24 protein-coding genes are annotated in these 23,988 nt (G+C 70.7%); 13 read left to right on the top strand and 11 right to left on the bottom strand.

Annotated elements, in window-relative coordinates:
- Positions 1-196: 196 nt before the first annotated feature.
- A complete protein-coding gene (locus NRF20_RS24640) occupies positions 197-2,053 on the top strand; it encodes a protein kinase domain-containing protein (RefSeq protein WP_398628160.1) in 1,857 nt (618 codons plus the stop codon).
- On the opposite strand, the gene NRF20_RS24635 is transcribed toward NRF20_RS24640, so the two are convergent.
- On the bottom strand, positions 2,054-2,440 hold the full coding sequence (locus tag NRF20_RS24635) for a hypothetical protein (RefSeq protein WP_398628594.1): 387 nt from the start codon (positions 2,438-2,440) through the stop codon (positions 2,054-2,056).
- Between the two features lie 175 nt (positions 2,441-2,615).
- Between NRF20_RS24635 and NRF20_RS24630 the strand changes: the two genes are divergently transcribed.
- On the top strand, positions 2,616-3,452 hold the full coding sequence (locus tag NRF20_RS24630; RefSeq protein WP_398628161.1) for a Scr1 family TA system antitoxin-like transcriptional regulator: 837 nt from the start codon (positions 2,616-2,618) through the stop codon (positions 3,450-3,452).
- A complete protein-coding gene (locus NRF20_RS24625; RefSeq protein ID WP_398628162.1) occupies positions 3,449-3,685 on the top strand; it encodes a DUF397 domain-containing protein in 237 nt (78 codons plus the stop codon). The genes NRF20_RS24630 and NRF20_RS24625 overlap by 4 nt, the downstream gene beginning before the upstream one ends.
- 40 nt (positions 3,686-3,725) lie before the next feature.
- Here NRF20_RS24625 and NRF20_RS24620 read toward each other — a convergent pair whose 3' ends face one another.
- Positions 3,726-4,472 carry an AraC family transcriptional regulator gene (locus NRF20_RS24620; protein ID WP_398628163.1) on the bottom strand — a complete coding sequence of 249 codons (747 nt, stop codon included), beginning with the start codon at positions 4,470-4,472 and terminating at the stop codon, positions 3,726-3,728.
- Between the two features lie 54 nt (positions 4,473-4,526).
- Here NRF20_RS24620 and NRF20_RS24615 point away from each other — a divergent pair, with 54 nt between their 5' ends.
- Complete coding sequence (locus tag NRF20_RS24615; RefSeq protein WP_398628164.1) at positions 4,527-5,738, top strand: MFS transporter; 1,212 nt, start codon at positions 4,527-4,529, stop codon at positions 5,736-5,738.
- Positions 5,735-6,439: a pyridoxamine 5'-phosphate oxidase family protein gene (locus NRF20_RS24610; RefSeq protein WP_413753285.1), complete on the top strand. Its 705-nt coding sequence runs from the start codon at positions 5,735-5,737 to the stop codon at positions 6,437-6,439. Before NRF20_RS24615 ends, NRF20_RS24610 begins: the two co-directional genes overlap by 4 nt.
- A gap of 47 nt (positions 6,440-6,486) precedes the next feature.
- Here NRF20_RS24610 and dnaN read toward each other — a convergent pair whose 3' ends face one another.
- On the bottom strand, positions 6,487-7,614 hold the full coding sequence (dnaN, locus tag NRF20_RS24605) for a DNA polymerase III subunit beta (protein ID WP_413753284.1): 1,128 nt from the start codon (positions 7,612-7,614) through the stop codon (positions 6,487-6,489).
- Positions 7,615-7,975: 361 nt separating this feature from the next.
- On the opposite strand from dnaN, the gene NRF20_RS24600 reads away from it, so the two are divergent.
- Positions 7,976-9,454 carry a helix-turn-helix domain-containing protein gene (locus NRF20_RS24600; RefSeq protein WP_398628595.1) on the top strand — a complete coding sequence of 493 codons (1,479 nt, stop codon included), beginning with the start codon at positions 7,976-7,978 and terminating at the stop codon, positions 9,452-9,454.
- Between the two features lie 100 nt (positions 9,455-9,554).
- Here the strand turns inward: NRF20_RS24600 and NRF20_RS24595 are convergent, their stop codons facing one another.
- Positions 9,555-10,442: a glycoside hydrolase family 19 protein gene (locus NRF20_RS24595; protein ID WP_398628167.1), complete on the bottom strand. Its 888-nt coding sequence runs from the start codon at positions 10,440-10,442 to the stop codon at positions 9,555-9,557.
- 328 nt (positions 10,443-10,770) lie between these two features.
- The gene (locus NRF20_RS24590) at positions 10,771-11,364 is read right to left on the bottom strand and encodes a TetR/AcrR family transcriptional regulator (RefSeq protein WP_398628168.1); all 594 of its coding nucleotides are present in this window, start codon (positions 11,362-11,364) and stop codon (positions 10,771-10,773) included.
- Positions 11,365-11,478: 114 nt separating this feature from the next.
- On the opposite strand from NRF20_RS24590, the gene NRF20_RS24585 reads away from it, so the two are divergent.
- On the top strand, positions 11,479-12,300 hold the full coding sequence (locus NRF20_RS24585) for an SDR family oxidoreductase (protein ID WP_398628169.1): 822 nt from the start codon (positions 11,479-11,481) through the stop codon (positions 12,298-12,300).
- Between the two features lie 72 nt (positions 12,301-12,372).
- Here the strand turns inward: NRF20_RS24585 and NRF20_RS24580 are convergent, their stop codons facing one another.
- On the bottom strand, positions 12,373-12,606 hold the full coding sequence (locus NRF20_RS24580; protein ID WP_398628170.1) for a hypothetical protein: 234 nt from the start codon (positions 12,604-12,606) through the stop codon (positions 12,373-12,375).
- 77 nt (positions 12,607-12,683) lie between these two features.
- Between NRF20_RS24580 and NRF20_RS24575 the strand changes: the two genes are divergently transcribed.
- On the top strand, positions 12,684-14,213 hold the full coding sequence (locus NRF20_RS24575; protein WP_413753283.1) for a substrate-binding domain-containing protein: 1,530 nt from the start codon (positions 12,684-12,686) through the stop codon (positions 14,211-14,213).
- A 62-nt stretch (positions 14,214-14,275) separates the two neighbouring features.
- On the opposite strand, the gene NRF20_RS24570 is transcribed toward NRF20_RS24575, so the two are convergent.
- Complete coding sequence (locus tag NRF20_RS24570; protein WP_398628172.1) at positions 14,276-15,559, bottom strand: adenylosuccinate synthase; 1,284 nt, start codon at positions 15,557-15,559, stop codon at positions 14,276-14,278.
- 186 nt (positions 15,560-15,745) lie between these two features.
- Between NRF20_RS24570 and NRF20_RS24565 the strand changes: the two genes are divergently transcribed.
- Positions 15,746-16,603: a diacylglycerol kinase gene (locus NRF20_RS24565; protein WP_398628173.1), complete on the top strand. Its 858-nt coding sequence runs from the start codon at positions 15,746-15,748 to the stop codon at positions 16,601-16,603.
- Between the two features lie 24 nt (positions 16,604-16,627).
- Positions 16,628-16,885 (top strand): hypothetical protein, encoded by a 258-nt coding sequence (locus tag NRF20_RS24560; protein WP_398628174.1) that lies wholly within the window; start codon positions 16,628-16,630, stop codon positions 16,883-16,885.
- Positions 16,886-16,904: 19 nt separating this feature from the next.
- On the opposite strand, the gene NRF20_RS24555 is transcribed toward NRF20_RS24560, so the two are convergent.
- Complete coding sequence (locus NRF20_RS24555; protein WP_398628175.1) at positions 16,905-17,435, bottom strand: GbsR/MarR family transcriptional regulator; 531 nt, start codon at positions 17,433-17,435, stop codon at positions 16,905-16,907.
- Between the two features lie 101 nt (positions 17,436-17,536).
- Here NRF20_RS24555 and NRF20_RS24550 point away from each other — a divergent pair, with 101 nt between their 5' ends.
- The 3 genes from NRF20_RS24550 to NRF20_RS24540 are packed head-to-tail and all read left to right on the top strand — an operon-like array spanning position 17,537 to position 20,499.
- Entirely contained in the window at positions 17,537-18,478 is a 942-nt protein-coding gene (locus NRF20_RS24550; RefSeq protein ID WP_398628176.1) for an ATP-binding cassette domain-containing protein, read from the top strand.
- Positions 18,475-20,109 carry an ABC transporter permease gene (locus NRF20_RS24545; protein WP_413753282.1) on the top strand — a complete coding sequence of 545 codons (1,635 nt, stop codon included), beginning with the start codon at positions 18,475-18,477 and terminating at the stop codon, positions 20,107-20,109. The genes NRF20_RS24550 and NRF20_RS24545 overlap by 4 nt, the downstream gene beginning before the upstream one ends.
- A 60-nt stretch (positions 20,110-20,169) precedes the next feature.
- Positions 20,170-20,499: a hypothetical protein gene (locus NRF20_RS24540; protein ID WP_413753281.1), complete on the top strand. Its 330-nt coding sequence runs from the start codon at positions 20,170-20,172 to the stop codon at positions 20,497-20,499.
- Between the two features lie 70 nt (positions 20,500-20,569).
- Here the strand turns inward: NRF20_RS24540 and NRF20_RS24535 are convergent, their stop codons facing one another.
- The 3 genes from NRF20_RS24535 to NRF20_RS24525 all read right to left on the bottom strand — a co-directional run bounded on the left by NRF20_RS24535 (position 20,570) and on the right by NRF20_RS24525 (position 23,944).
- Positions 20,570-21,808, bottom strand: a complete 1,239-nt coding sequence (locus tag NRF20_RS24535) for a cytochrome P450 (protein WP_398628179.1) — start codon at positions 21,806-21,808, stop codon at positions 20,570-20,572.
- A 100-nt stretch (positions 21,809-21,908) separates the two neighbouring features.
- The gene (locus NRF20_RS24530; RefSeq protein ID WP_413753280.1) at positions 21,909-22,586 is read right to left on the bottom strand and encodes a response regulator; all 678 of its coding nucleotides are present in this window, start codon (positions 22,584-22,586) and stop codon (positions 21,909-21,911) included.
- Positions 22,583-23,944, bottom strand: a complete 1,362-nt coding sequence (locus NRF20_RS24525) for a sensor histidine kinase (protein WP_413753279.1) — start codon at positions 23,942-23,944, stop codon at positions 22,583-22,585. The genes NRF20_RS24530 and NRF20_RS24525 overlap by 4 nt, the downstream gene beginning before the upstream one ends.
- Positions 23,945-23,988: the final 44 nt, after the last annotated feature.

Genomic DNA, 23,988 nt, shown 5'->3' with positions numbered 1-23,988 from the left:
TGACCGTCTCTGTGACGGGCGCCGAATGCAGCCCGTCCGGCGAAAAGACAGCCCGTCCGGCGATTGAGGACAGAGCAGGGGGCAGGGCCGGGGGCACCCCACGGACGGGCCTGAGAACCACGCCCGCCGGGGCACACCGCGCGCCGCTATTCTCAACGCGTTCCGGCGTATCGCCGCACGGGGGAGGACGCACACCATGGAAAATCTCGGGCCCACCGACCCACAACGCATCGGCGCCTACCGCCTGCTGGGCCGGCTCGGCGCAGGCGGCATGGGCCAGGTCTATCTTGCCCGCTCCGACCGCGGCCGCACCGTGGCGATCAAGCTGGTACGCGGCGAGCTCGCCGAACAGCAGGAGTTCCGCGACCGCTTCCGCCAGGAAGTGCACGCCGCCCGCCGGGTCGGCTCCGCCTGGACCGCCCCCGTGCTGGACGCCGACACCGAGGCCGCCGTGCCCTGGGTCGCGACCGGGTACGTCGCCGGGCCCTCCCTCCGGGCCACCGTCTCCGGCCGCGCGGGCGGCCCCGTGGGATCGGCTTCCGGTGTGTACGGCCCCCTGCCCGAGCGTTCGGTTCACATCCTGGGTGCCGGTCTCACCCACGCCCTCCAGGCCATCCACGCCGCCGGGCTCATCCATCGCGACCTCAAGCCCTCCAACATCCTGCTGACGATCGACGGACCGCGCGTCATCGACTTCGGTATAGCCCGGGCACTCGACACCGTCGCCGAAGGCGGTGGCCTCACCCGCACCGGGGCCCTGGTCGGTTCGCCCGGCTTCATGGCGCCGGAGCAGGTGCGGGGCGAGCGGGTGACCCCGGCGTGCGACGTGTTCTGTCTCGGCTCGGTACTGGCGTACGCGGCGACCGGCCGGCTTCCGTTCGGGGCGTCCGACAGCGGCGTGCATGCGCAGATGTTCCGGATCGCGCAGGAGGACCCGGACCTGACCGGTGTCCCGGTGGACCTCGCCGAACTGGTCAGGGACTGCCTGCACAAGGACCCGGCCGCCCGCCCGACGACGGACGCGATCCTGGAACGTCTGGCCGACGGCGACACGACGGAGCCCTGGCTCCCGGGCGCACTCATCGCCCAACTCGGCCGCCACGCCGTGGAACTGCTGGACTCCGAGGACCCGGAGGACGCTGCCGAGGCGGCGGACGCGGCACCGGAAATACCCGCAGCGCCCCCAGCGCCCGAAGCACCCACGGACCGCCCCGCCCCGCAGACGCCCGGCGCGGTCCACACGCTCCCCCCGATGGCCGGCCCCCCGACGCCCCCCACCCCCGCGCCCGCCCCGCCCCACGGGCCGCCCTCCCCCGCGTACGGCTATCCACAGCTGCCCGCCCAGCCGCACCCCGGCCAGGCCTTCGGCCCCCAGCAGAACTACGCCGGGTACGGATATCCGCCGCAGCAGCAACAACCCGGCTTCGGCGCCACACCCCCGTACGGCCCCGGCTATCCCGCCGTCCCGCAGCCCGGCCCCGAACCCGCCCGCCGCGGAAGGGGTTCGACCATCGCCCTCGTCGCGATCGCCGTGCTCGTCGCCATCGGCGCGGGCGGCTCCGTCTACGCGTTCATGAACGACAGGGGGCCGGCGCCCAACCCGTCCCACACCGCCTCGGACTCCCCCGTCACCGACGATCCGTCGTCCCCGGACGCGGATCCCTCCCCCTCCGACGAAAAGAAGAACAGCGACGGCCCCATACCCGCCGGCTACCTGGGCACCTGGTCGGGCTCCATCGACAACGCCTCGGGCCACTCCACCCGGGAACTCGTCATCCAGCAGGGCCCGGTCGGCCGGACCGTCCTCACCCTCACCGCGGACGGCCCGCTCGACGGCGGCGGCTCCTACCACTGCGTCTTCCAGGCGGACCTGACCGCGGAACCGTCCCCGACCGGCCCAGTGGAGGTCGGCCCCTCCACGGTCGTCGTCGGCGAACCCATGACGTCCTGCACCGCGGGCAAACCCACCAGGCTCACCCTGCTCCCGGACGGCTCCCTGCGCCGCGAGAACACGGACAGCGGCGAGCAGCTCACGTACACCAAGGCCGACTGATCAGCCCAGCAGCGCGGACACCGCGTTCAGCAGCAACAGGGTGTGGACGAACCTGTCGGGCGCCGTCGGCGGGAAGTGCCACGCCAGTGGCCAGGTACGTCCGGTCAGGGCGGGGATCGGCACGTAACTGATCCGGCCCGCAGTCGCGTTCAGCGGAGTCACCCCGTCCGGCCAGGACTTGCGTACGGTGCTCCCGGCCGGGACCAGGAAGTACACCGCCCGCCGCCCGTTCGCCTCGGTGACGACGGGCCCCGGCTCCCCGCCCGTGATCGCCTCCATCAGGAGAGCGAGCTGCCGCCCTTCGTCACCGTCCACGCGCACGGCGTCGAATTGCACACCGGCTTTGCGGAGTTGAAATCCGGAAGCCGGAATCCATTCAAGTTTCAGTTCACTTTTCGGCGCATTCACAGGACCAGTCTGCCCCCGGTTGGCTAGCGTTTCCCCTGACTGACGAGGGGCGTCGCACACCCGTTGACCTGCGTGAACTCCCCTGAACCTCAGTTGAGTTCGGCGGGGAAGGGTAGTGACCGGTTGAGACCGGTTGAGTCGAAAAGGGATCGCAATGGCGCGAGCGGAAAACAAAGAGATGGCGAGTCCGACGGCAAAGCTGGTGGCCGACGTTGCCAAAAGGGCACGCTTCCGGAAGAAGTTGACCCAGGAGCAGCTTGGCAAGGAAATCGGGTTCTCGGCGGCGGCCGTGAGCGCGATGGAAACGTGCGCGCAACCTGCCAGCGACGAGATGCTGGCAGGTCTGGAGCGGGTACTCGGGGACGGCATGGGCTTGTTCGAGCAGGCGAGGATCTACATGCGGATGGAGGCGTACCCGCCGCAGTTCAAACCCCACGCGCCTCTTGAGCAGGCGGCGCTGAGCCTCCATCTGTACTCGATGCAGGTTGTGCACGGCCTCTTTCAGACGGAGGACTACGCACGAGCACTGATCGGCGGCGGCTACCCGCCGCTGCCGGAGCAGCGGGTGGAGCAACTGGTGGAGGCTCGCATGATCCGCAAGATGCTGTTCGACCGGGAGCCGCTTCCCATGATCGAGCTGATCCTCGAAGAGTCGGTGCTCACCCGGGTCATCGGCAATGCGGCCATCATGAGAGCGCAGATGCGGCACCTCGCTGAGTGTGCTCGCCGTCGTAACGTCACGTTCAACGTGCTGGCGCTGGACTGCGGGAAGTTCGGAGAGTACGCAGGCGCTCGCGGCGGAATGACGCTGGTGGAGACTCCGGAACACGAGTACCTCGTCTACCTGGAACCCCAGGACGAGAGTCTGCTGATCAGCGACCCGGGGAAGGTGAGTACATATGCCCAGCGCTATGCGAAGATCCGGTCACAGGCCATGGGTCCTCGTGAATCGCTGGACCTCATCGAGCGGTTGGCAGGAGTAGAGGAATGAGCAACACCCTGCAGTGGTTCAAGTCCAGCTACAGCGACAGTGGCGGCGGTAACTGCATCGAGGTGGCCTTCGACTGGCACAAGTCCTCGTACAGCAGCGACAGCGGCGGCGAGTGCATCGAGGTCGCCACCTGCCCCCACGCCGTCCACGTCCGGGACTCCAAGGTGCCCGAGGGGCCCACCTTCGCGGTCGCCCCCGACGCCTGGTCGACGTTCCTCACCTGGGCGAACTGACGGTTCACGGGGCCAGGCACACCCCGGCCCCGCACCCCTGTCAGGGACGGCGGTTGTGGGTTCCGGGGGTGTAGCCGAAGGCTCGGCGGAAGACATCGATGAAGGCGCTGGTGGAGGACCAGCCGCAGCGATGGGCGACCGTGGTGACCGGCATGTCCTCGGCCAGCATGCGCAGGGCATGGTAGAGGCGTAGCTGGGTGCGCCACTGGGGGAAGGTCATGCCCAGCTCGCGGCGGAAGAGGCGGCTGAGGGTGCGTTCGCCGGCTCCCGCCGTGGTTGCCAGGGCGGCCAGGTTGCGAGGGTCTGCGGGGTTGTGATGCAGGAGTTCGCAGACGGCCGCGAGACGGGCGTCCGTGGGCGCGGGCAACTGGACGGGCTGCTGGGGTGAGGCGCGCAGCTGGTCGAGCAGGACCGCGCGCAGGCGGCGCCGTTCGGGGGTGTCATCGAGGGGGCCGCGGGTCGAGGCGAGGATCAGTTCGCGCAGCAGGGGGCTGACGGCGAGGACGGTGGGGTCGTCGAGGCCCAGTGGGTTGGTGCCGGCGGGCAGGCCGAGCAGGTGCAGATCGAGGCGGCCGTGGGCGCGGTGGGCGTGGACGCATCCGGCGGGCACCCAGATGGCGCGGGTCCCGGGGGCGAACCAGGTGCCGGCGGCGGTTGTCACGGCCAGGACACCGGAGCCCGCGTAGATGATCTGGTGGTCGTCGTGGCGGTGCGCGTCGATGTGCTCTCCCGGAGCGAGCACCTGGGTGCGGGTGGGCGCCTCGGGAGTGTGGCGGATATCCGGCATACTTTGGCATTTTATCGGAAGCGCGCCAGGCCGCACCGTGGCGACGATGGTCGTGTGCCGACAACCCGTACCTCTCGTACCGGTCCGATCACGCTGCTGTCCCTGGGCCATGCCTGCGTGGACATCTACCAGGGAGCGGTGGCCGCGCTGGTGCCGTTCTTCGTTTCCGAGCGTGCCTACACGTACGCCGCCGCCTCCGGTGTCGTGCTGGCCGCGTCCCTGCTGTCCTCGGTCGTACAGCCGCTGTTCGGTGCCTTGACCGACAAGTGGGCGATGCCTTGGCTGTTGCCGGTGAGTTCGCTGGTGTGCGGGGCCGGGGTCGCTTTCGCCGGTGTCGGCGATTCCTATGCCCTCACCCTGGCGGCCGTGGCGGTGTCGGGGATCGGTGTGGCCGCCTACCACCCGGAAGCGGCCCGCGTGGCCCGCATGGCCGCCCGCGGCAGCCATACCGCGATGAGCTGGTTCTCCCTCGGCGGCAACCTGGGTTTCGCCGCCGCACCGTTGATGGTCTCCGCCGTCGTCGCCACCGGGGGTCTGCGCGCCTCGCCGCTGCTGGTCGTTCCGGCCCTCGCGGGCGTGGCGCTGTGCGTGGCCGCGCTGCGGGGCATCGACGTCCCCGCCACGGCTGCGGACTCCCCGGCGGGTCAGGCGCCCGGCAGGGACGACTGGGCATCGTTCCTGAAGCTGTCGGGGGCCATCGTGTGCCGCTCGGTCGTCTTCGTCGGCCTCAGCGCCTTCATCTCGCTGTACGTGCGCCAGCGCACCGGCGGAGGGGAGTTCGCCGGTACGGCCGCGCTGTTCGTCCTCTACCTCGGGGGCGCTGTGGGCACCGTGGCCGGTGGGAGGCTCGCCGCCCGCCACGGCCGCATCCCGGTCGTCCAGTGGTCGTACGCCTCGACCGTCCTCGCGGTGGCGGGTGTGGTCTTCGTGCCCGGTCCGCTGTTCTACGGGTTCGTCGCGCTCACCTCGGCCGCTCTGTATGTGCCGTTCTCCTTGCACGTCACCCTCGGCCAGGACTACCTGCCCCGGCGTGTGGGCACCGCCGGGGGCATCACGCTGGGCCTGACCGTCAGCATCGGCGGTATCGCCGGACCGGTCATCGGCGCCGTCGCCGACGCCACCTCCTTGCAGACGGCCCTCGCACCGCTGATCGCACTGCCCGCGCTCGGCTGGATTCTCCTGCGTACTCTGAACGAGCCCGAGTTGCTCGATGCGGCCACCGGCCGCCCGTCGGCCACGACACAGCGAAAGGCCCCGAACCCGTGACCGAACCCGTGACCAACGCCCTGAGCATCCCGCCCCATGACCAGCAGTTGCCGGAAACCGGACGCACCCGCCACCGCCGTCTCCGCGAACAGGGGAGCCTCGACCGCGACGTACTCGACGCGATCCTCGGGGCCGGCTTCGTCTGCCATCTCGGTGTCACCGTCGACGGAAACCTCCTGGTGGTCCCCACCGTCTACGGCGCCGACAGCACCACCCTCTACTTCCACGGCTCCGTCGCCAGCCGCAGCCTGGTCGCCTCCCCCGAAGCGACGGTCTGTGTCACCGTCACTCACGTCGACGGCCTCGTCCTGGCCCGGTCGGTCTTCGAGCACAGCGTCAACTACCGCAGTGCCATGGTCTTCGGCACTCCCCGCCTGATCACCGACCCGGACGAGAAGCTCGCAGGCCTGCGCTGCCTGACCGAGCAGGCGACACCCGGCCAGTGGGACTACGCCCGCCGCCCCAGCCGCAAGGAACTCGCCGCGACGTCCCTGCTCGCTCTGCCGCTGGACGAGGCATCGGTGAAGATACGTACCGGGGCACCGGACGACGGCGACAGCGAGGACGCGCAACTCGGCCTGTGGGCGGGCGTGCTGCCCCTGCACACGACCTGGGGCGAGCTGCGACCGGACCCCCTGCTGCCCCCGGGCATCGAGGCCCCGGCCCATCTGAGCCAACGCGCCCACACAGCGATGAACTGAACCGAGCCGGGCGCTCACGGGGGCATCCGGGAGGTATCCGGGTCGCGCTAGACCAACGGCCTGGCCGACATCAACAGATGCTGGTGGACCGGGCACGCCGCCTCGTCCGCCGCGTCCTCCCGGGACGTCCATCCGGTGACCATCGCACGCTGGCCGGGGCCCATCAGGTCGAACCGGACCACTGGTGCGTCGAACGAGGCCAGGGCGTCCATCAGGTACGAGGGGTTGAAGGCGACCGTCAGCTCATCGGTGCCGTCGAGGACGGCAGGCAGACGCTGGGAGGCGACGTCGTCCTCGTAACCCGCCTGCAGCAGCACCGATTCACCGCAGAACGTGAGTTGGAGCGGGCTGCCGCCCTCCGCGACCACGGATACGCGCTTGACGGCCTCGACGAGGGGCGCCCGGTCCAGGACCGCGCGGGCGGGGTCCGTCATCGCGAACAGCTTGTCGTGGCGCGGCAGTCGGCCGTCCAGCAGACGCACCGTGGTGCGCATCCCGGCCAGTTCGAAACCGGCCGAACCACCGTCCAGCGCGAGTTGGACCATTCCGGCCCGGCCGAAGGAGCGGGCGATCTCGGTCAGCCTGCGGGCGGAGACCACGACATCGGCCGAGACGCCGTCCTTCCCGGGCTTCCAGGGGAGCGTGCGTACCGCGAACCGGTAGCGGTCCGTTGCGGCGAGCGTCATCGTGTCGCCGTCGAGCGCCAGCCGGATACCGGTCAGGGTCGGCAACGTGTCGTCCCGGCCCGCCGCCACCGTCACATGGGCGACGGCCGCGGCGAACTCCTCCGCGTCCACCGCGCCGAGCACCTCCGGCAGCGACGGCAGCGCCGGATAGTCGTCGAACGGCAGCACCGAGAGTCCGAACCGGGCACTGTCACTCATCAGCGAGAACCGTGAGCCCTCGACCGCGCACTGCACCGCCCCCTCGGGCAGCACCCGGCAGACATCGAGCAGCCGACGGCCCATGACCAGCACCTTCCCGGCCCGTACGGTCTCCGCCTCCACCTCGATGCACGCGGACGCCTCGTAGTCGAGGCCCGAGATGCGCAGCCGGCCGTCGGAAGCCTCCAACAGCAGCCCGCCCAGCACAGGAACGGGCGAGCGCGTGGGCAGCACCCGGGCCGCCCAGGCCACGGCGTCGGTCAGTGCGCTGCGCTCAATGCGGAACTCCATGGCGGCGGCCTCTCCCGGTCGTCTCTGATCGCGATCGTGATCGTGAGCCGACACTAGGGGCCACCACTGACAACGGGAGAAAGAAGGACGGTCGCGGCCGACGACAGCGGCCACCCCCGTGAGCCGCGGCCGTCGTCCCCGTGCCCCTCCCCCGAAGAGCCCCGCAACCGTGTTCGGACTTTAGGACTTCGGGTACGCGACATAAAGATTCAGTTCGCACTGCGTGGGCCGCCAGGGGTAACAATCCGCACAGCCAGACCGATACGCTGCACTCCGGTTTTTTGACAGGTACGCAGTAACTCAGGGACACAGAGGCGGAGGACGCGTGCACGCGCGGGAACGGGCCGACGACGTGCTGCGGATGTACCGGATGGCCCGATCCGGCGGATCGCAGGAGCTCCTGCGCTGGGTGTCCGGCCGGGCGGAGGGCTGGGCCGGACTGCTCGACGGTGACGGCACCGTTCTGCACGGCGTGACCCGGACCCCGGACCGTACGGGCGTCGAGGCCGCCGCGCTGGCCACCGAGGGCGTGAGGGAACTGGCGTCACTCGGCGCACACTCCTTCTCGTTCGACAGGGGGCCGCACACCGCGTTGCTGTTCCCGCTGGACGGCCCGCCGAATGTCTCTCCCCCGGTCCTGGCCGTCGTCGCCCCGCGCCCGCTGCCGGACGGACTCGTCACGCTTCTCTCCGACGTGGCGTTGCCTCTCGCCATGTGCTGGGCCGCGGAGACCGTGGAGCGCAAGCGCCGCCGCGTGGACCTCGCGGAGTCCCGCAGCCGGGAAGCAGTGCTGCATCTGCTCATGACCGGCCAGTTGTCCATCGCCCATCAGGTGGCGGGCGCTCTGAAGCCCACGCTGCCCGACCCCGTCCGAGTGTGTGTCGTGGAGTGCCCGGGCGGGCGCCGGGACGAGGTGGCACGGATCTGCGCGGAACTCTCCGGCGGCCGGTCCTGGATCGTGCGGTGTCCGGTGTACGCACGTCATCTGATCCTCGTCGTGCCGGCGGGCCCGGACGCGGCCGAACAGCAGCTCGGTCTGCGGGTCGCCGACGTGGTGGACGAGTGTGTCGTGGGGGCGAGCGAGGACGTACCGCTGTCCGACACGGCGACCGGATACCGCCAGGCGTTCCATGCCCTGGCCGTGGCCCGCGGGCTGCCCGCCCGGCATGCCCGCTTCGGCTCGGCGCCGGAGGCCGCCCTGGTCGCCGGTGCGGCCGGCGCGCAGTGGGCGGATGCGCTGCTGCACCCGCTGCTCACGCATCTGCCACGGCGCAGCCATGACCCGGGCAGCCAGGAGCTCGCGGCGACCCTCTCCTCCTGGCTCGCGTTCTCCTCGCACGCGACCCAGCATCTGAAGATCCACCGAAACACCCTGGCCGCACGGCTCCGGCTGATCGGCGAGCTGCTCGGCCTCGACCTGAACCGGGTCGCCGACCAGGCCGCCCTCGACCTGGCCCTGCGCATCCGCGCCACGCCCACCGTGCCCCGGACGGTCGGCCCGGCCGGGGCAATGCCTGCGCCGCCCCACCGGCTGGACGACATCCTGCGCGGCCCGGCCGTCCAGGAATGGGCGGCCCAGCAGCTGCGCCCGCTCACCACGTCCCGCTCTTCCCGGACCGCCGCCGACCCGCGGGCAACGCTCCGTACCTGGCTGGAGTGCGAGGCCCAACTCGGCCCGACGGCCGCCGCGTTGGGCATTTCGGTGCCGGGGGCCCGTAAACGCCTCGCGCGGCTCGAGTCGATTCTTCAGCGCTCGCTGCTGCAGACGCCGAGTGCTCGTTACGACCTGTGGCTGGCCTTCCGGGCCCTGGACGTCGCGGGAGCGGACGCCGCCGTGTGAACCGAACGGGGGGCGTGTCCGGCCGGGGCCGGGCACGCCCCCGTCGGGTGGGGGGACCCGCAGCTACGGATCCGCATACCGCGGATCTACGGACTGCGGGTCAGCAGCTCAGGTTGGAGCCAGGGGTGGTGCCGAGGATCGATACGAATGCCTGGTAGCGGTCGATACGGCTCTGGACCTGGGCGGGGTTGCCGCCGTTGCACTCCAGGGAACCGTTGATGGAGCGGATGGTCTCGCCGAATCCGGCACCGTTCACCATGGCGTTGTGGGCGGTCATGGTGCCGGGGCCGTTCTGGGTGTTCCAGTACCAGAGGCCGGTCTTCCAGGCGACCGAGGCGTTCTGCTCGACCAGGTACGGGTTGCCCAGCAGATCGATGCCGAGAGCGTCACCGGCGGCCTTGTAGTTGAAGTTCCAGCTGAGCTGGATAGGGCCGCGGCCGTAGTACGCGGACTGGCCGGCCGGGCAGCCATAGGGCTGGCTGCTGTCGCAGTAGTGTGGGTAGTTGGCCGTGTTCTGCTCGACCACGTACACCAGACCGCCCGTCTCGTGGCTGACGTTGGCGAGGAACGCCGCCGCCTCCTGGCGCTTGACGGTGTCGCTGCCGGTGTTCGCGAAGCCCGGGTAGGCGCTCAGCGCCGCGGTCAGTCCGCTGTACGTGTAGAACGGATTCCGGTTCGGGAACATCTGGTTGAACTGCGCCTCACTGACGACGAAGCCGGACGGGGTGCCCGGGTCCGTTCCGCCGCCACCGCCGCAACTGCCCTGGTCCGCCCAGACGTCGGAGCTGCCGGGGGCCTCGTTCTGGGTCCACCACTTGGCGGTCCAGTTGTGCCCGTTGTAGGAGGCCGCTCCGCCGCCGGTGTAGACGGACGAGGAATTCCAGGGTGCCGCGCAGTCGGCTGCCGCGGCGGTGCCGGCAGGGAGAACGACGACCATCGCGACGACCGCGCCCAGCGCGGCCAGCAGGCCCATGATGCGTCTGATCACGTGATCACTCCTTCGGTACGGCGCACCGAGCTGGACGGTGCGCCGCCATGGGGGGTTGACGGTCACTCAAGCGCCGCTGGTCTGAACCTGTCAAGGTCTAGACCAACATTGGGAAACCTTCCCGAAGGAGCGTTCACAGGCGGGCCCGCAGCACTTTCGCGCCGCCGGACCCGCTCTCAACAGGAGGAATTCCGGAAGGAGTTCATCCGGATCATGCGCCGCAAAACGGACGGGCCCGAAGGTAAAACCTTCGGGCCCGTCCAGCATGCGGAACGTCGGACCGGTCGGCCGGTCAGCAGCCGGCGGCACTCGGGCCCGGCCATCCGCGTCAGGTCAGCGTGTCGAGCCAGCGGACGAGGCGGGCACCCTCGCGGGTCATGATCTCCGGATCGCGCAGAGCGCTGGAGAGCAGCGACATGCCCTGGTAGGCGCCGACGAACGTCAGCGAGAGACCTTCGGGGTCGGCCACCCCCATCTCGCGGAACTGCCGCTCCACCCAGTCCAGCAGACGGCGGATGACCTGGCCCACCGACAGGTCGAGACCGCCCTCGGCGCGCTTGTCGAGTTCGACCGCGAGGGTGCCGGTGGGGCAGCCGTAGCGGGCCGCGGTATCGCGCTGCCCGACCCACGCGTCCACGAGGCCCTTCAGGCGTTCGCGCGGATCGGCGAGCTGATCGAGGCTGCCGGTGAGGGCTTCCAGGTGCCTGGTGTGTTCGGAGAGGGCGGCCTCGACCAGCTCCCCCTTGGTCTTGAAGTAGTAGTACACGTTGCCCGCCGGGACGTCGGCGGCCTGGGCGATGTCCGCGATGGTCGTGCGTTCCACGCCCTGCTCGTGCAGGACCCGGGCGGCGGCCGCCATCAACCGCTGCCGCTTGTCGGCGGCCTTCGCCCGAGGGCGCCGGGCATCCATTGAGTCAGTCACCCGACTAACTATAGACAGCGACCGGTCCGCCTGTGCTAGCGTCCCGCCAAGCGAAGCAAGTGAGTCGACTGACTAACTCGGCTCACCGACTCATTCTCAACAAGGGAGACCGGCATGATCGTGGTGACAGGTGCGACCGGGAACGTCGGGCGGGCGCTGGTGCGGATGCTTACCGATGCCCGGGTGCCGGTGACGGCAGTGGCCCGGCACATCACCGACGCCGATGTACCGCCGGGGGTCCGGGCGACGGCCGCCGACCTGGCCGAGCCGGCCGGTCTGCGGGTCGCGTTCGACGGGGCAACGGCGCTGTTCCTGCTGGTGGCGGGCGACGACCCGCACGGCATTCTGGAGGTGGCGAAAACCGCCGGGGTTCGCAAGGTGGTACTGCTGTCCTCGCAGGGCGCGGGAACCCGCCCGGAGGCGTACCGGCATCCCCTTCTGTTCGAGACGGCCGTGCGGGAGTCCGGGCTCGACTGGACGGTCCTGCGGTCGGGCGGGATGGACACCAATGCCCTCGCGTGGGCCGAGTCGATCCGTACTCGGCGGGAGGCCGCAGCACCGTTCGGTGACGTCGGTCTGCCCTTCATCGACCCGGCCGACGTGGCCGCGGTCGCCGCCGCCGTCCTGCGCGAGGACGCTCACGCGGGTGCCACATACACCCTGACCGGTCCCGCGCCGACCACCCCGCGCGAGCGGGCGACGGCGATCGCGGCCGCGCTGGGCGAACCGGTGCGGTTCACCGAGCAGACCCGCGAGGAGGCCCACACGCTGATGGCGCGGTTCATGCCGCTCCCCGTGGTCGAGGGCACGCTGGCCATCCTGGGCGAACCCACCGAGGAGGAGCAGCGGGTGAGCCCCGATGCCGAGCGCGTCCTGGGCCGGGCGGCGGGCACCTTCGCCGCGTGGGCCGAACGCAATGCTGCGGCCTTCCGCTGAGCACTCCGGTCGGCGTCCGCACCGCCGGGCCGGGCAGGCCCAAGTCGTCCACGGCGCCGCGGCATTCGGCCGTCAGCAGTACAGCCGGGAGCCCGGCGCCGCGCCGAGGATGCCGGTGATCCGCTCGTACGTGGCGCCCCGGGCCGCGACCGAGGCGGGGTTGCCGCCGTCGCACTCCAGGGCGCCGTTGAGCGAGCGGACCGTCTCGCCGAAGCCCGCGCGCCACCGACGGGACCAGTGGGCGAACGGCGGGCGAACGTCGGCCGACAGGACCCGATTTGCGGCCCCAACTCCCTTACGTCGCATATACGGTGACCCGAACTGCACACCGGACCCGCACCAGCGCACGTACACGCGTTCAACGAGGGGAGTGCGAGGAAGCCGTGGAGTGGTTCAGCGCCGAGAACATCGTGGCCGTGGCGACCGCCGTACTGGGTGTCCTGGCCTCCGTCGGAGTGCTCTGGTACGAGCGCCGCGTCCCCCGCCGCAAGCGCATCGGCTACCGGGTCCAGATGGACACCCCGATCGGCAGCGACGTCAGTCAGGGCCGGGCCAATGTGCGGCTCGGTCTCTTCAGCGAGACGCCGGACATGGCCGATGCCACGCTCGTCCTGCTGCGGATCGAGAACGACGGCTCGCAGTCCATCGCCGACAACGACTACACAGGCCGCGAACTGCACGGGCTGACCGTCGAGTTCACCGGTCGCACGGTCCGCGGCATCGCGGTCACCCAGTCGCCCGGCGCCGACCATCTGATGGAGCATTTCACCCCGGCCGGCGGGATGCGCCACAGCGGCCCGCTCATCCGGCTGCCGCGCGTACCGCTCAACCGGGGCGAGCACTTCAAGCTGCTGGTGCTGCTCACCGGGGCGACCGTGGACAGCCCGATCAGGATCACGGGCGGCATCCGGGACGGCGAGGTGACACCGAACCGCGCTGCCCGCCCCGACGACAAGCCGCCGCTCTTCGGCCGGGCCGCCCGGCTGATCACCGTGGCACTGACCGTCTGCGTCATCACGCTGGCCTCGATCATCCTGATACGGGACGACACCCCGCCCCCGATCGGCTGCGCCCGGGGCAGTCTGACGGTGACCGGTTCCACCGCCTTCGGGCCAGTCGTACGTGAGCTGGCGAAGAAGTACGAGAAGGAGTGCGAGGGCTCCACCGTCACCGTCGACACGCACGGCAGCAACGCCGGGATACGGGAGCTCGCCGACCGGGGAGCCGAGGCCGGGAAGTCCGGCTCACCCGCACTGATCGCCCTCTCCGACGGCCCCAAGCCGGACGGCTTCCCGCAGCTGCGCGAGAGCCGGGTCGCCGTCTCGCTCTTCCACCTCGTCGTCAACGACCGGGTACCGCTGAAGAACCTGGCCCTCGCCGACATCCGGAAGATCTACCAGGGCGACATCCGCAACTGGAAGGTGCTCGGCGGGCCCGACCTGCCCGTCCGCCTGGTCAGCCGGGACGCCAACTCCGGCACCCGCGAGGTCTTCCAGCGCCGCGTACTCGGCCGCAACGAACCCGCCCAGTCCTCCCGCGACTGCGCCACCAAGGACGACACACAGGCCAGGGTCGTCCGCTGCGAACTCGACTCCACCGAACAGGTCCTGGCCGCCGTCGGCCGGCTGGACGGCGCGATCGGCTACAGCGAACTACGCGCCGGGACCAAGCTGTCGGGAGCGCACCAGCTCGCCATCGACTCCACCGTCCCGTCCGTCGACACGATCGGCTCCAGCACGTACCCGTACCGGGAGATCGAGTACGCCTACACCTACGGCCGGCCGCCCGCCGACTCCCTGGCCTCCAGCTTCCTGGGCTATCTGAGCCGGGGGAGCGGCCAGGACGTGATCCGCACGCACGGGCATCTGCCGTGCGCGACACCGAAGGGGCTGCGGATCTGCGGCGAGGACTGACCGGACGCCAAGAGGGCCGGGACTCACCGTCCCGGCCCTCTTGGCGTCTCCTGCAGAAACTCCTACAGGAAGGAGTTGATCTCGATGGTCTCGGTGCGGCCGGGGCCGACGCCGATCGCGGAGATCGGGGCGCCGGACATGTCCTCCAGCGCCTTCACGTACGCCTGCGCGTTCTTCGGCAGATCAGCGAAGGTCTTGGCCTTCGTGATGTCCTCGGACCAGCCCGGCAGCATCTCGTAGACCGGCTTCGCGTGGTGGAAGTCGGTCTGGCTGTACGGGAGCTCCTCGACGCGCTTGCCGTCGATCTCGTACGCGACGCACACCGGGATCTGCTCCCAGCCGGTCAGTACGTCCAGCTTGGTGAGGAAGAAGTCGGTGAGACCGTTGACCCGGGTCGCGTACCGCGCGATGACCGCGTCGAACCAGCCGCAGCGACGGTCGCGGCCGGTGGTGACACCGCGCTCGCCACCGATCCGGCGCAGCGCCTCGCCGTCCTCGTCGAGCAGCTCCGTCGGGAACGGGCCGGCGCCGACGCGGGTGGTGTACGCCTTGAGGATGCCGATGACCCGGCTGATCTTCGTCGGGCCCACGCCGGCCCCGGTGCAGGCGCCGCCCGCGGTCGGGTTCGACGAGGTGACGAAGGGGTACGTGCCGTGGTCGACGTCGAGCAGCGTGCCCTGACCGCCCTCGAAGAGGACGACCTTGCCCGCGTCGATGGCATTGTTCAGGACCAGCGTCGTGTCGGCGACGTACGGCTTGATCTGCTCCGCGTACTGGAGCATCTCCTCGACGATCTTGCCGGACTCGATGGCTCGGCGGTTGAAGACCTTGGCGAGGAGCTGGTTCTTCTGCTCCAGGGCCGCCTCGACCTTCTGCTCCAGGATCGACTCGTCGTAGAGGTCCTGGACGCGGATGCCCACACGGTTGATCTTGTCGGCGTACGTCGGGCCGATACCCCGGCCGGTCGTGCCGATCTTGCGCTTGCCGAGGAACCGTTCCGTCACCTTGTCGACCGTGACGTTGTACGGGGTGATCAAATGGGCATTACCGCTGATCAGCAGCTTGGACGTGTCCACGCCGCGATCGTTCAGCCCACTCAGCTCGGAGAGCAGGACGGCCGGGTCGACGACGACACCGTTTCCGATGACCGGGGTACACCCCGGCGAAAGGATTCCGGAGGGGAGGAGATGAAGTGCGTACTTCTGGTCACCGACGACCACCGTATGGCCGGCATTGTTGCCGCCTTGGTAGCGCACCACATAGTCCACGGATCCACCGAGGAGGTCGGTGGCCTTTCCCTTGCCCTCGTCACCCCACTGAGCACCGAGCAGCACAAGTGCGGGCACAGGCGTACACCCCTTCCGGGCGGGGCATGTCCAAGGTCAGGGGGCGTACGTAAACGTCGTACATGCCGTACGACGATGTACGACAAGGCCTGAACCGTCGAACCGGGTGCCCCGGAATAGACGAAGCCCCTGGCGCAATAGCGCAAGGGGCTCTTGCACCAAGATGCTACCCGAGGAAGGACCGAGGTGTCGGCTGCCCAGCCCCCCGGCGACGGTGCGCACCAGCTGCTGGTGGTCATCGACCCGGTAGCCCGCCGGACCGACGGCGAGTCCGTCCGTATCGCGAAGGACGTGCTCAGCGCCGGTTCGCACGCCAAGATCTGTCTGCCCGACGGGCCCGAGGAGTTCGCGCGGGCCTTGTCCCGCCGGGGCAGTCGGCGGCCGGTGGTGGTCGGCGACGACCGGGCGCTGCGGCGGGCGGTGTCCCTGCTGCACCGGGAGCGGGAGCCGGCCCAGGCCGCGCTCTCGCTGATCCCGGTCGGCGCCGCGGCCGCGCTGGAACTCGCCCATTCGCTCGGCGTGCCCCTGGGCGCGGTGGCGGCGGCGCGCACCGCGCTGGACGGTGCCGTGCGCAGGCTCGACCTGCTGGTCGACGACAGCGACGGCGTCGTCCTGGGCACGCTGCACATCCCGGCCCTGAGCGCGCTGCCGGGCGCGGTGGCCGCTCATACGGGGGTCACGGCGGTCTGGGACACCTGCCGCACCCTGGTCCGCACCCTGGTGCGCCCCACCCCGTCGACGCCCCCCGCCCCGCCGCGCACGCACCGGCTGCGCGTCGAGGCGGACGGCGTCCTGCTGAACGACCTGGACCGCCCGGTCGAGTCGGTGACGGTGACCTCGCAGGGCGGCGACGGGGGCCTCGCGGAGGTGGTGATCCGCACACCGGCGTCCGAACCGGTCACGGCGGAGGTGAAAGCCGTCACGGTCTCGGGTGCTGACTTCCGCTACCGCGCGGACATACAGGTCGGCGGCCCGGTCCGGACGAGGACCTGGACGGTACGGCCGGGGGCCTGGGGGCTGATGCTGCCGGTGGGCGAGGGGTAGCCTCCGGGCGGGCCGGCCGGAAAGGTGGGCTGGGTCGACGACGACCCTCCGCGGCAGGGCCAGCTGCGGCTCCTGCCGCCGGGGCCGGACAAATGCCCTTGGGCAGGACTGCCCGCGCCGGTCGGCACCGTCGAACTGCGGGGGTGGCTCAACGGGATTCCGGTGGTGGTCGCGTGGATCGAAGGCCGCCCGTACTGGCCGGCGGACCTGTACCGGAACGTCGATCCGTCCGACCCCGGGGCCCTGGAATCCCTGACGGATGCGGTCCCCGGGCCGGTGTGACGGGCGCCGTGCGGGGCCGTCAGGCGTGGCTGCGGCCGTCGGCCATCGGCAGGTCGAGTGTCTTGCGGTGCTCGCGCCAGCGGTCCATCATGCCGCTCAGCTCCGACTGCACGAACTCGAAGAACGCCGCGGTCTCGGCGAGCCGGGCGCCGGCCGGGGTGTGCTCGCCCAGGGTGCGGGCGCCGTCCTTGAGGGTGTTCTCCCAGCGGGTGATCACTCGGTCGCGCTGAGTGAAGGTGGTGTACCAGACCTCCTCGTGCAGGCGGTAGCGGTCCCGGCGCGAGCCGGGGTCGCGCTCGCGGCCGATCATGCTGACCTGCGTGAGGTAACTGACCGCACCGGATACGGCCGCCGGGCTGATCTGCAGCGCCACGGCGAGCTCGGCGGAGGTCATCGACCCGTCGTCGTCCGCGAGGAGCGCGGCGAAGACACGGGACGCCATCCGCTGCATCCCCGCTTCGGTCATGTCGGACGCGAACCGCTCCACGAACCGCGACACGGCCTCCGCATCCCGCTCGTCGCGCATGCTCTGTTCGGTTTCGCTGGTCATGACCCGATCGTCTCCCCTGATTCCCCGGCCCCCGCCGCGCCCCCAACTTTATACGCTTCCTTAACTTCACAAGTTTGTGAAAGTAGCGTATCTTCAAAAGCATGACGAAGGCAATCACGGTGGCCGGGCTGCACAAGTCGTTCGGTCGGACGCACGCGCTGGACGGTCTCGACCTCACGGTCGAGACCGGTGAGGTCCACGGCTTCCTGGGGCCCAACGGGTCCGGGAAGTCCACCACCATCCGGGTGCTGCTGGGGCTGCTGCGGGCCGACTCCGGCGCCGCCCAGCTGCTCGGCCGCGACCCGTGGAGCGACGCGGTCGAACTCCACCGGCGGGTGGCATACGTCCCGGGTGACGTCACGCTGTGGCGCAACCTCTCCGGCGGCGAGGTGATCGATCTGTACGGGCGGCTGCGCGGCGGCCTCGACCGGACCCGGCGCGCCGACCTCGTCGAACGGTTCGAGCTCGACCCGACGAAGAAGGGGCGTACGTACTCCAAGGGAAACCGGCAGAAGGTCGCCCTCGTCGCCGCGTTCGCCTCCGATGTGGATCTGCTGATCCTGGACGAGCCGACGAGCGGTCTCGATCCGCTGATGGAAGAGGTCTTCCAGGACTGCGTCGCCGAGGAGCGTGCGCGCGGGCGGACGATCCTGCTGTCCAGCCACATCCTCAGCGAGGTCGAATCGCTCTGCGACCGGGTCAGCATCATCCGCCAGGGGCAGACGGTGGAGACGGGTTCGCTGGCGGACATGCGCCATCTGACCCGTACGAACATCAGCGCCGAGCTGGCCGGTGCCCCCAACGGGCTCGCGCATCTGCCCGGCGTCCATGACCTCGACGTCCAGGGCCTGCGGGTCACGCTCCAGGTAGACACGGACAAGCTGGACGCGGTCCTCAAGTCGCTCTCCGCATCAGGGGTACGGACGCTGACCAGCACCCCGCCCACGCTGGAGGAGCTCTTCCTGCGTCACTACGCGACCGACGCGACGGGCACGGCCGGCACGACGGACAGCGGCGAGGGTGCGGGGGTGGCGGCGCGATGACTGCCGTGACCATGACCGCACCGGCCGGCGCGGGACGCCGGACCGGGTCCGCTACCGGGCAGCTCGCCGGCACCCGGCCCCTGCTGAGGCTCGCGCTGCGGCGCGACCGGATCATGATGCCGATCTGGGTGATCGTGCTCGGCGCTTCCTTCTCCTCCGTTGGGAAGTCCTTCGCCTCGCTGTACGACACGGCCGCCCGGCGCGCCGAGCTCGCCGCGTCGATGAACGCCAACAGCTCGCTCCGGGCGCTGTACGGACCGGTCTTCGACGACTCCGTCGGCGGGCTCGTCAGCTGGCGGATGGTCGGCTTCGGCGGAGCGCTGGCGGCCGTGATGAGCCTGATCGTCGTCATCCGGCACACCCGGGAGGAAGAGGAGACCGGCCGTCAGGAGATGCTCTCCTCCGCCATGGTGGGCCGCCGTGCCCCGCTGACCGCCGCACTCCTCGCCGCGCTGATCGCCAACGCCGCGCTGGCGCTGATGATCACGGCCGGTATGGCCGGGTCCGGCGGGGGCGGCGCCGGAGCGGTGGCGCTCGCGCTGGCGATCGCCGGGATCGGCATGCTGTTCGCCTGCACCGCCGCGATCGCCGCACAGTTCACCGAGAGCGCACGGCTCGCGAAGGGACTCACCGCGGCGGTGATCGGTGCCGCGTTCGTACTGAAGGCGGCGGGCGACTCGGCGACGGCTGACGGCTCGTCCGTGCTGACCTGGCTCTCCCCCATCGGCTGGGCGGAGAACGTGCGCGCGTACGCGGACGAGCGCTGGTGGGTGCTGCTCGTCATCGCGGCGGCCATCGCGGTCCAGGCCACCCTCGCGTACACCCTGGCGGGGCGGCGCGATGTCGGCATGAGCTTCCTGGCGACCCGGCCCGGGCCCGCGCAGGGGCGGATCTCCACGGCGTTCGGTCTTGCCCTACGACTCCAGCGCGGTTCGCTGATCGGGTGGACGCTGTCCTTCGCCGTGGTCGGTGTCGTCTTCGGCGGGCTGACCGGCGGGGCGGCGGATCTTGTCGGCGACAACGCGAAGACGCAGGAGATCTTCGAGCGGATGGGCGGACAGTCCGGGCTGACCGACGCGTTCCTCGCGGCGATGGTCTCGATGCTCGGGATGGTCGCGGCGCTGTACATCGTCGCGACGGTGCTGCGGCTGCACGGCGAGGAGACCGCCGGGCGCGCCGAACCGGTGCTGGCGGGCGGGGTGAGCCGGATCGGGTGGGCGGCCGGTCATCTGGCCATCGCCTTCGGCGGCGCCGCCCTGATCATGGCGGTCGGCGGCCTCGGCCTGGCCGTCGGCTACGGCCACGAACTCCCGGCCGTGCTGGGTGCGTCGCTGGTGCAGCTTCCGGCGATCTGGCTGCTGGGCGCAGTGGCGGTCCTGCTGTACGGGGCGCTCCCGAAGGCGGCGGCGGCGTCCTGGGGCGTGGCCGGGATCTGCCTGGCGCTGGGGTGGATCGGGCCCGCCATCGATCTGCCGCAGCCGGTGATGGACGTATCACCGTTCACGCATCTGCCGAAGCTGCCGGGGGGTACGGGGATGGAATGGGGCCCGGTGCTGGCGCTCACCGCGACCGCGGTGGTGCTGGTCGGGGCCGGGGTGGCGGCGTTGCGGCGACGCGATGTCCTGACGTGACGCGAGGGCGGGGACGCCCCGGGTGCAACCTCCCCCTGGTGCACCCGCGTCACCCCGATCATGGAGAACCGACGCGAAGCCATCCGCGGGGTCGCCGGATGCATGGTCGCCGCCGCCGGCGGGGCCGCCGGGATGCTTACCTGGGCCCCCTACGGCCGGCGCGGGATCTTCGGCGGCTTCGAGGGCGAGTCGGAGTGGAACGTGCTCCTGCTGGGGCTGCCGGTCATGACTCTCGGCGGCATCGCGGCCGGGATCGCGCTCTTCGCCCTCGTACAGGGGAAGTGGCGGCGGGCACTCGGGGCGGCGGCGCTCCTGACGGCCCTTGCCGGCTTCGGGGTGGCGTTCGACGTACTGGAAGGACCGCCACTGAACTGCGGGCCGGGGTGCTGACTCCCGGCCCGCACCGTGCCCGGCGCGTCGGCCCGCACCGTGCCCGGCCCGCACCCCTTTGCTCACCCCGTCACAGCTCGACGCGCAGTTCCTTCAGGCCCCTGATCACATAGCCCGGGTTCCACTCCGGCTCGGCCACCAGTCGCAGGTTCGGGGCGCGGCGCAGCAACTCACCGAAGGAAGCGGCCAGTTCGACCCGGGCCAGCGGAGCACCCAGGCAGAAGTGGATGCCGGCGCCGAAGGTGATGTGGGGGTTCTCCCGGCGGGCCAGGTCCAGGGCGTCCGGGGCCGGGAAGCGGGCCGGGTCGCGGTTGGCGGAGCCGAAGAGCAGGGCCACCTCGGAGCCACGCGGAATGACTGTGCCGTCGATCTCGATGTCGTCGAGGACCCAGCGCTCGAACATCTGCAGCGGAGTGTCGTACCGCATCAGTTCCTCGATCGCCGTCGGCAGCAGCCCGTGGTCGGTGCGCAGGGCGGCCAGTTGCTCGGGGTGGCGCAGCAGCGTCCACCAGCCGTTCACCGTGGTGTTGACGGTCGCCTCGTGGCCCGCGTTGAGCAGCAGCACACAGGTGGAGATCATCTCCTGCTCGCTCAGCCGCTCCCCCTCGTCGTGGGCGGCGATGAGCGCGGAGATCAGATCCGTACCGGGGTTCTTGCGCCGCTCCTTTATCAGCTCGCGCAGATACGCGGAGAAGTCGAGCGAGGCGCGGACGGCGGCACGGGCGGTGTCGTCGGACGGATTCAGTTCAAACATTCCGCAGATCGCCGCCGACCAGGGCCGCAGCGGGGCACGGTCGGACTCCGGGATGCCGAGCATCTCGGCGATGACGGCCACGGGCAGCGGTTCGGCGACGGCCGTCAGCAGATCGCCACCTCCCGCCTCGACGAACGAGTCGACCAGCCCGGCGGCCAGCCGCCGCACGGTCGGGACGAGCTGCTCGACCGTACGCGGAGTGAACGCCTTGGAGACCAGGCGCCGGATCCGGGTGTGGTCGGGGGCCTCCAGGTCGAGGAGCCCCTGGCCGTTGAGGGTGTGGAAGGGCTCGTGCTCCGCGGGCGGCGGCGTACGGCCGAACTCCTCGTGGGTGAAGCGGTGCAGATATGTACGGCCCAGGCGGCGGTCGCGCAGCAGCGCGGACACATCGAAGTGGTGCGGGACGAGCCACTGGTCGGTCGGCTCGAAGTAGTGCACCCGGCCGGCTGCTCGCAGCGCGGCGTAGGCCGGGTACGGGTCGGCGACGAACGCCGGGGACCAGGGGTCGAAGAGGGCGAAGGGGGCGTCGGCCGCGGAACGTGAGGACGGGTGCATATACGGACGCTAACCGGACCTGACGGCCGTCGACCACCCACCCCTGGGTCCCGTCGGCCGCCCACCCCGGGCCTCGTCGCCGACCGGTGCCCCGGACTCCTCAGGACGGCGTGACCAGCCGGGCCTCGTAAGCGAAGACCGCCGCCTGCGTGCGGTCGCGCAGCCCCAGCTTCACCAGGATGCGGCTCACATGCGTCTTGATGGTGGACTCGGCAACCACCAGATGCGAGGCGATCTCGGCGTTGGACCGGCCCTGCGCGATGAGGACGAGCACCTCCGTCTCGCGCTCCGTGAGGTCGCCGATCCGGGCGAAGGCGGGCGGGCGCGGGGTCTCGGCGAGCTTCGAGAACTCATTGATCAGCCGCTTGGTGACGGTCGGGGCGAGCAGCGCCTCGCCGGCGGCCACCACCCTTACCCCGTCGGCGAGTTGGCGGGCGGAGGCGTCCTTGAGGAGGAAGCCGGACGCCCCGGCGCGCAGCGCCTGGTACACGTACTCGTCAAGGTCGAAGGTGGTCAGTACCAGCACCTTGGCGTCCGCGTCGACGGCGACGATCTCGCGGGTGGCCTCGATGCCGTTGAGTTCCGGCATCCGGATGTCCATCAGCACCACATCGGGGCGCAGCGCCGCGACCTGCGCGATGGCCTGCCGGCCGTCGACGGCCTCGCCGACGACCTCGATCCCAGGCATGGCGTTGAGCAGCACCGAGAAGCCCTCGCGGACCATCATCTGGTCGTCGACGATCAGCACCCGGATGGCCGGGGCGGTGGGGATGGTCATGCCTTCGCCCCCTGTTCCGCCTGCGACTCGTGCGACGTGTGCGTCCCGTTCGGCTCGTCCGTGTCGCAGATGGGTTGGACGGGGATGAACGCGGCGATCTCGTAACCGCCCTCCTTCGTCGCCGCGGCCGTCATGTCGCCGTTCAGCATCGCGACCCGCTCCCGCATCCCCGTGATCCCGTGACCGGCCCCCGGCGAGGGCTTGACCGGACCGGTCGGCGGCCCGTTGACGACGCGCAGACCGAGTCCGCCCAGCACATAGCCGATCTCCACCTTGGCGGTGGCGCCCGGTGCGTGCCGCAGCGTGTTGCTGAGGGCCTCCTGAATGATCCGGTACGCCGACAGCTCGACGCCCTGCGGCAGTTCACGTACCGCGCCGGTGACCGTCTTCTCCGTCTCCAGGCCGGCCTCGTGCACATTGGCGAGGAGCCCGTCGAGCCGGGCGAGGGTGGGCTGCGGGGCGTCCGGCGCCTGGTAGTCCTCGGCCCGCACGACGCCGAGGACCCGGCGCAGTTCGGTGAGGGCGGCGACCGCGTTCTCCCGGATCGTGACGAAGGCCTGCTCCAGCTCGGGCGGCGGATTCTCCACCCGGTACGGGGCGGCCTCGGCCTGGATAGCGACGACCGACATGTGGTGGGCGACCACGTCGTGCAGCTCACGGGCGATGGTGGTGCGCTCCTCGAGCAGTGTGCGCCGGTCGCGTTCGACAGCGGTCACCGTGCGCTGCACGGTGACCTCGCGCTCCGCGTCGCGACGGATCTGCACCACGGCCACCACCAGCAGCGCGAACGCGGAGGCCAGGGCAAAGGCGGAGGTGGTCGAGGAGCGGTACCAGCCGCCGAAGTTCTCCAGCACGGCGCCGAACACCGTGGTGAAGCCCCACATCCAGGCGGCGGTACGGGGCCGGGTCCGGGCCGCGACCACGACCAGCACCGTCAGATGCGAGAGGAAGGTGCTCGGCGCCCATGGCCAGTAGCCACCGCTGGCGACCGCTGCGAACGGGGTGAGTGCCATCGAAATCCAGAACGCGCCGACCGGCCTGACCAGCGTCATCAGTACGGAGCCCACAGGGAGCAGCACGATCAGGGCGAGGTCGACCACGGAACTCAGACCGATGGAGTCCGACGAGACGAGGCCCACGAAGGCCGTGAGCAGTGCGGCGGCCCCGACCAGCACATGGGGTGTCCCGGCGGCACGCTCACGCATCCGCTCCGGCAGCTGCCGCAGCAGCGGCCCGTCGGTCCGCATCCGCTTCAGCGGACGGTACTCGAAGGCGTTGCGGAAAAGGTCCTGCCGCAGGCCGCCCAACGCCCCTGCGGCCAGTCTGATCTCGGGGCTTCTGCTCTTGGTCTCGGTCACGTTCCCAAGGTAGGGGCCGGATCGGCCCGGGTCGTCAGCAGCGA

The sequence above is a fragment of the Streptomyces sp. R-74717 genome (assembly GCF_047305335.1).
In the GTDB taxonomy this organism is placed as follows: domain Bacteria; phylum Actinomycetota; class Actinomycetes; order Streptomycetales; family Streptomycetaceae; genus Streptomyces; species Streptomyces atratus.
This window is presented reverse-complemented; position numbering and strand designations above follow the sequence as displayed.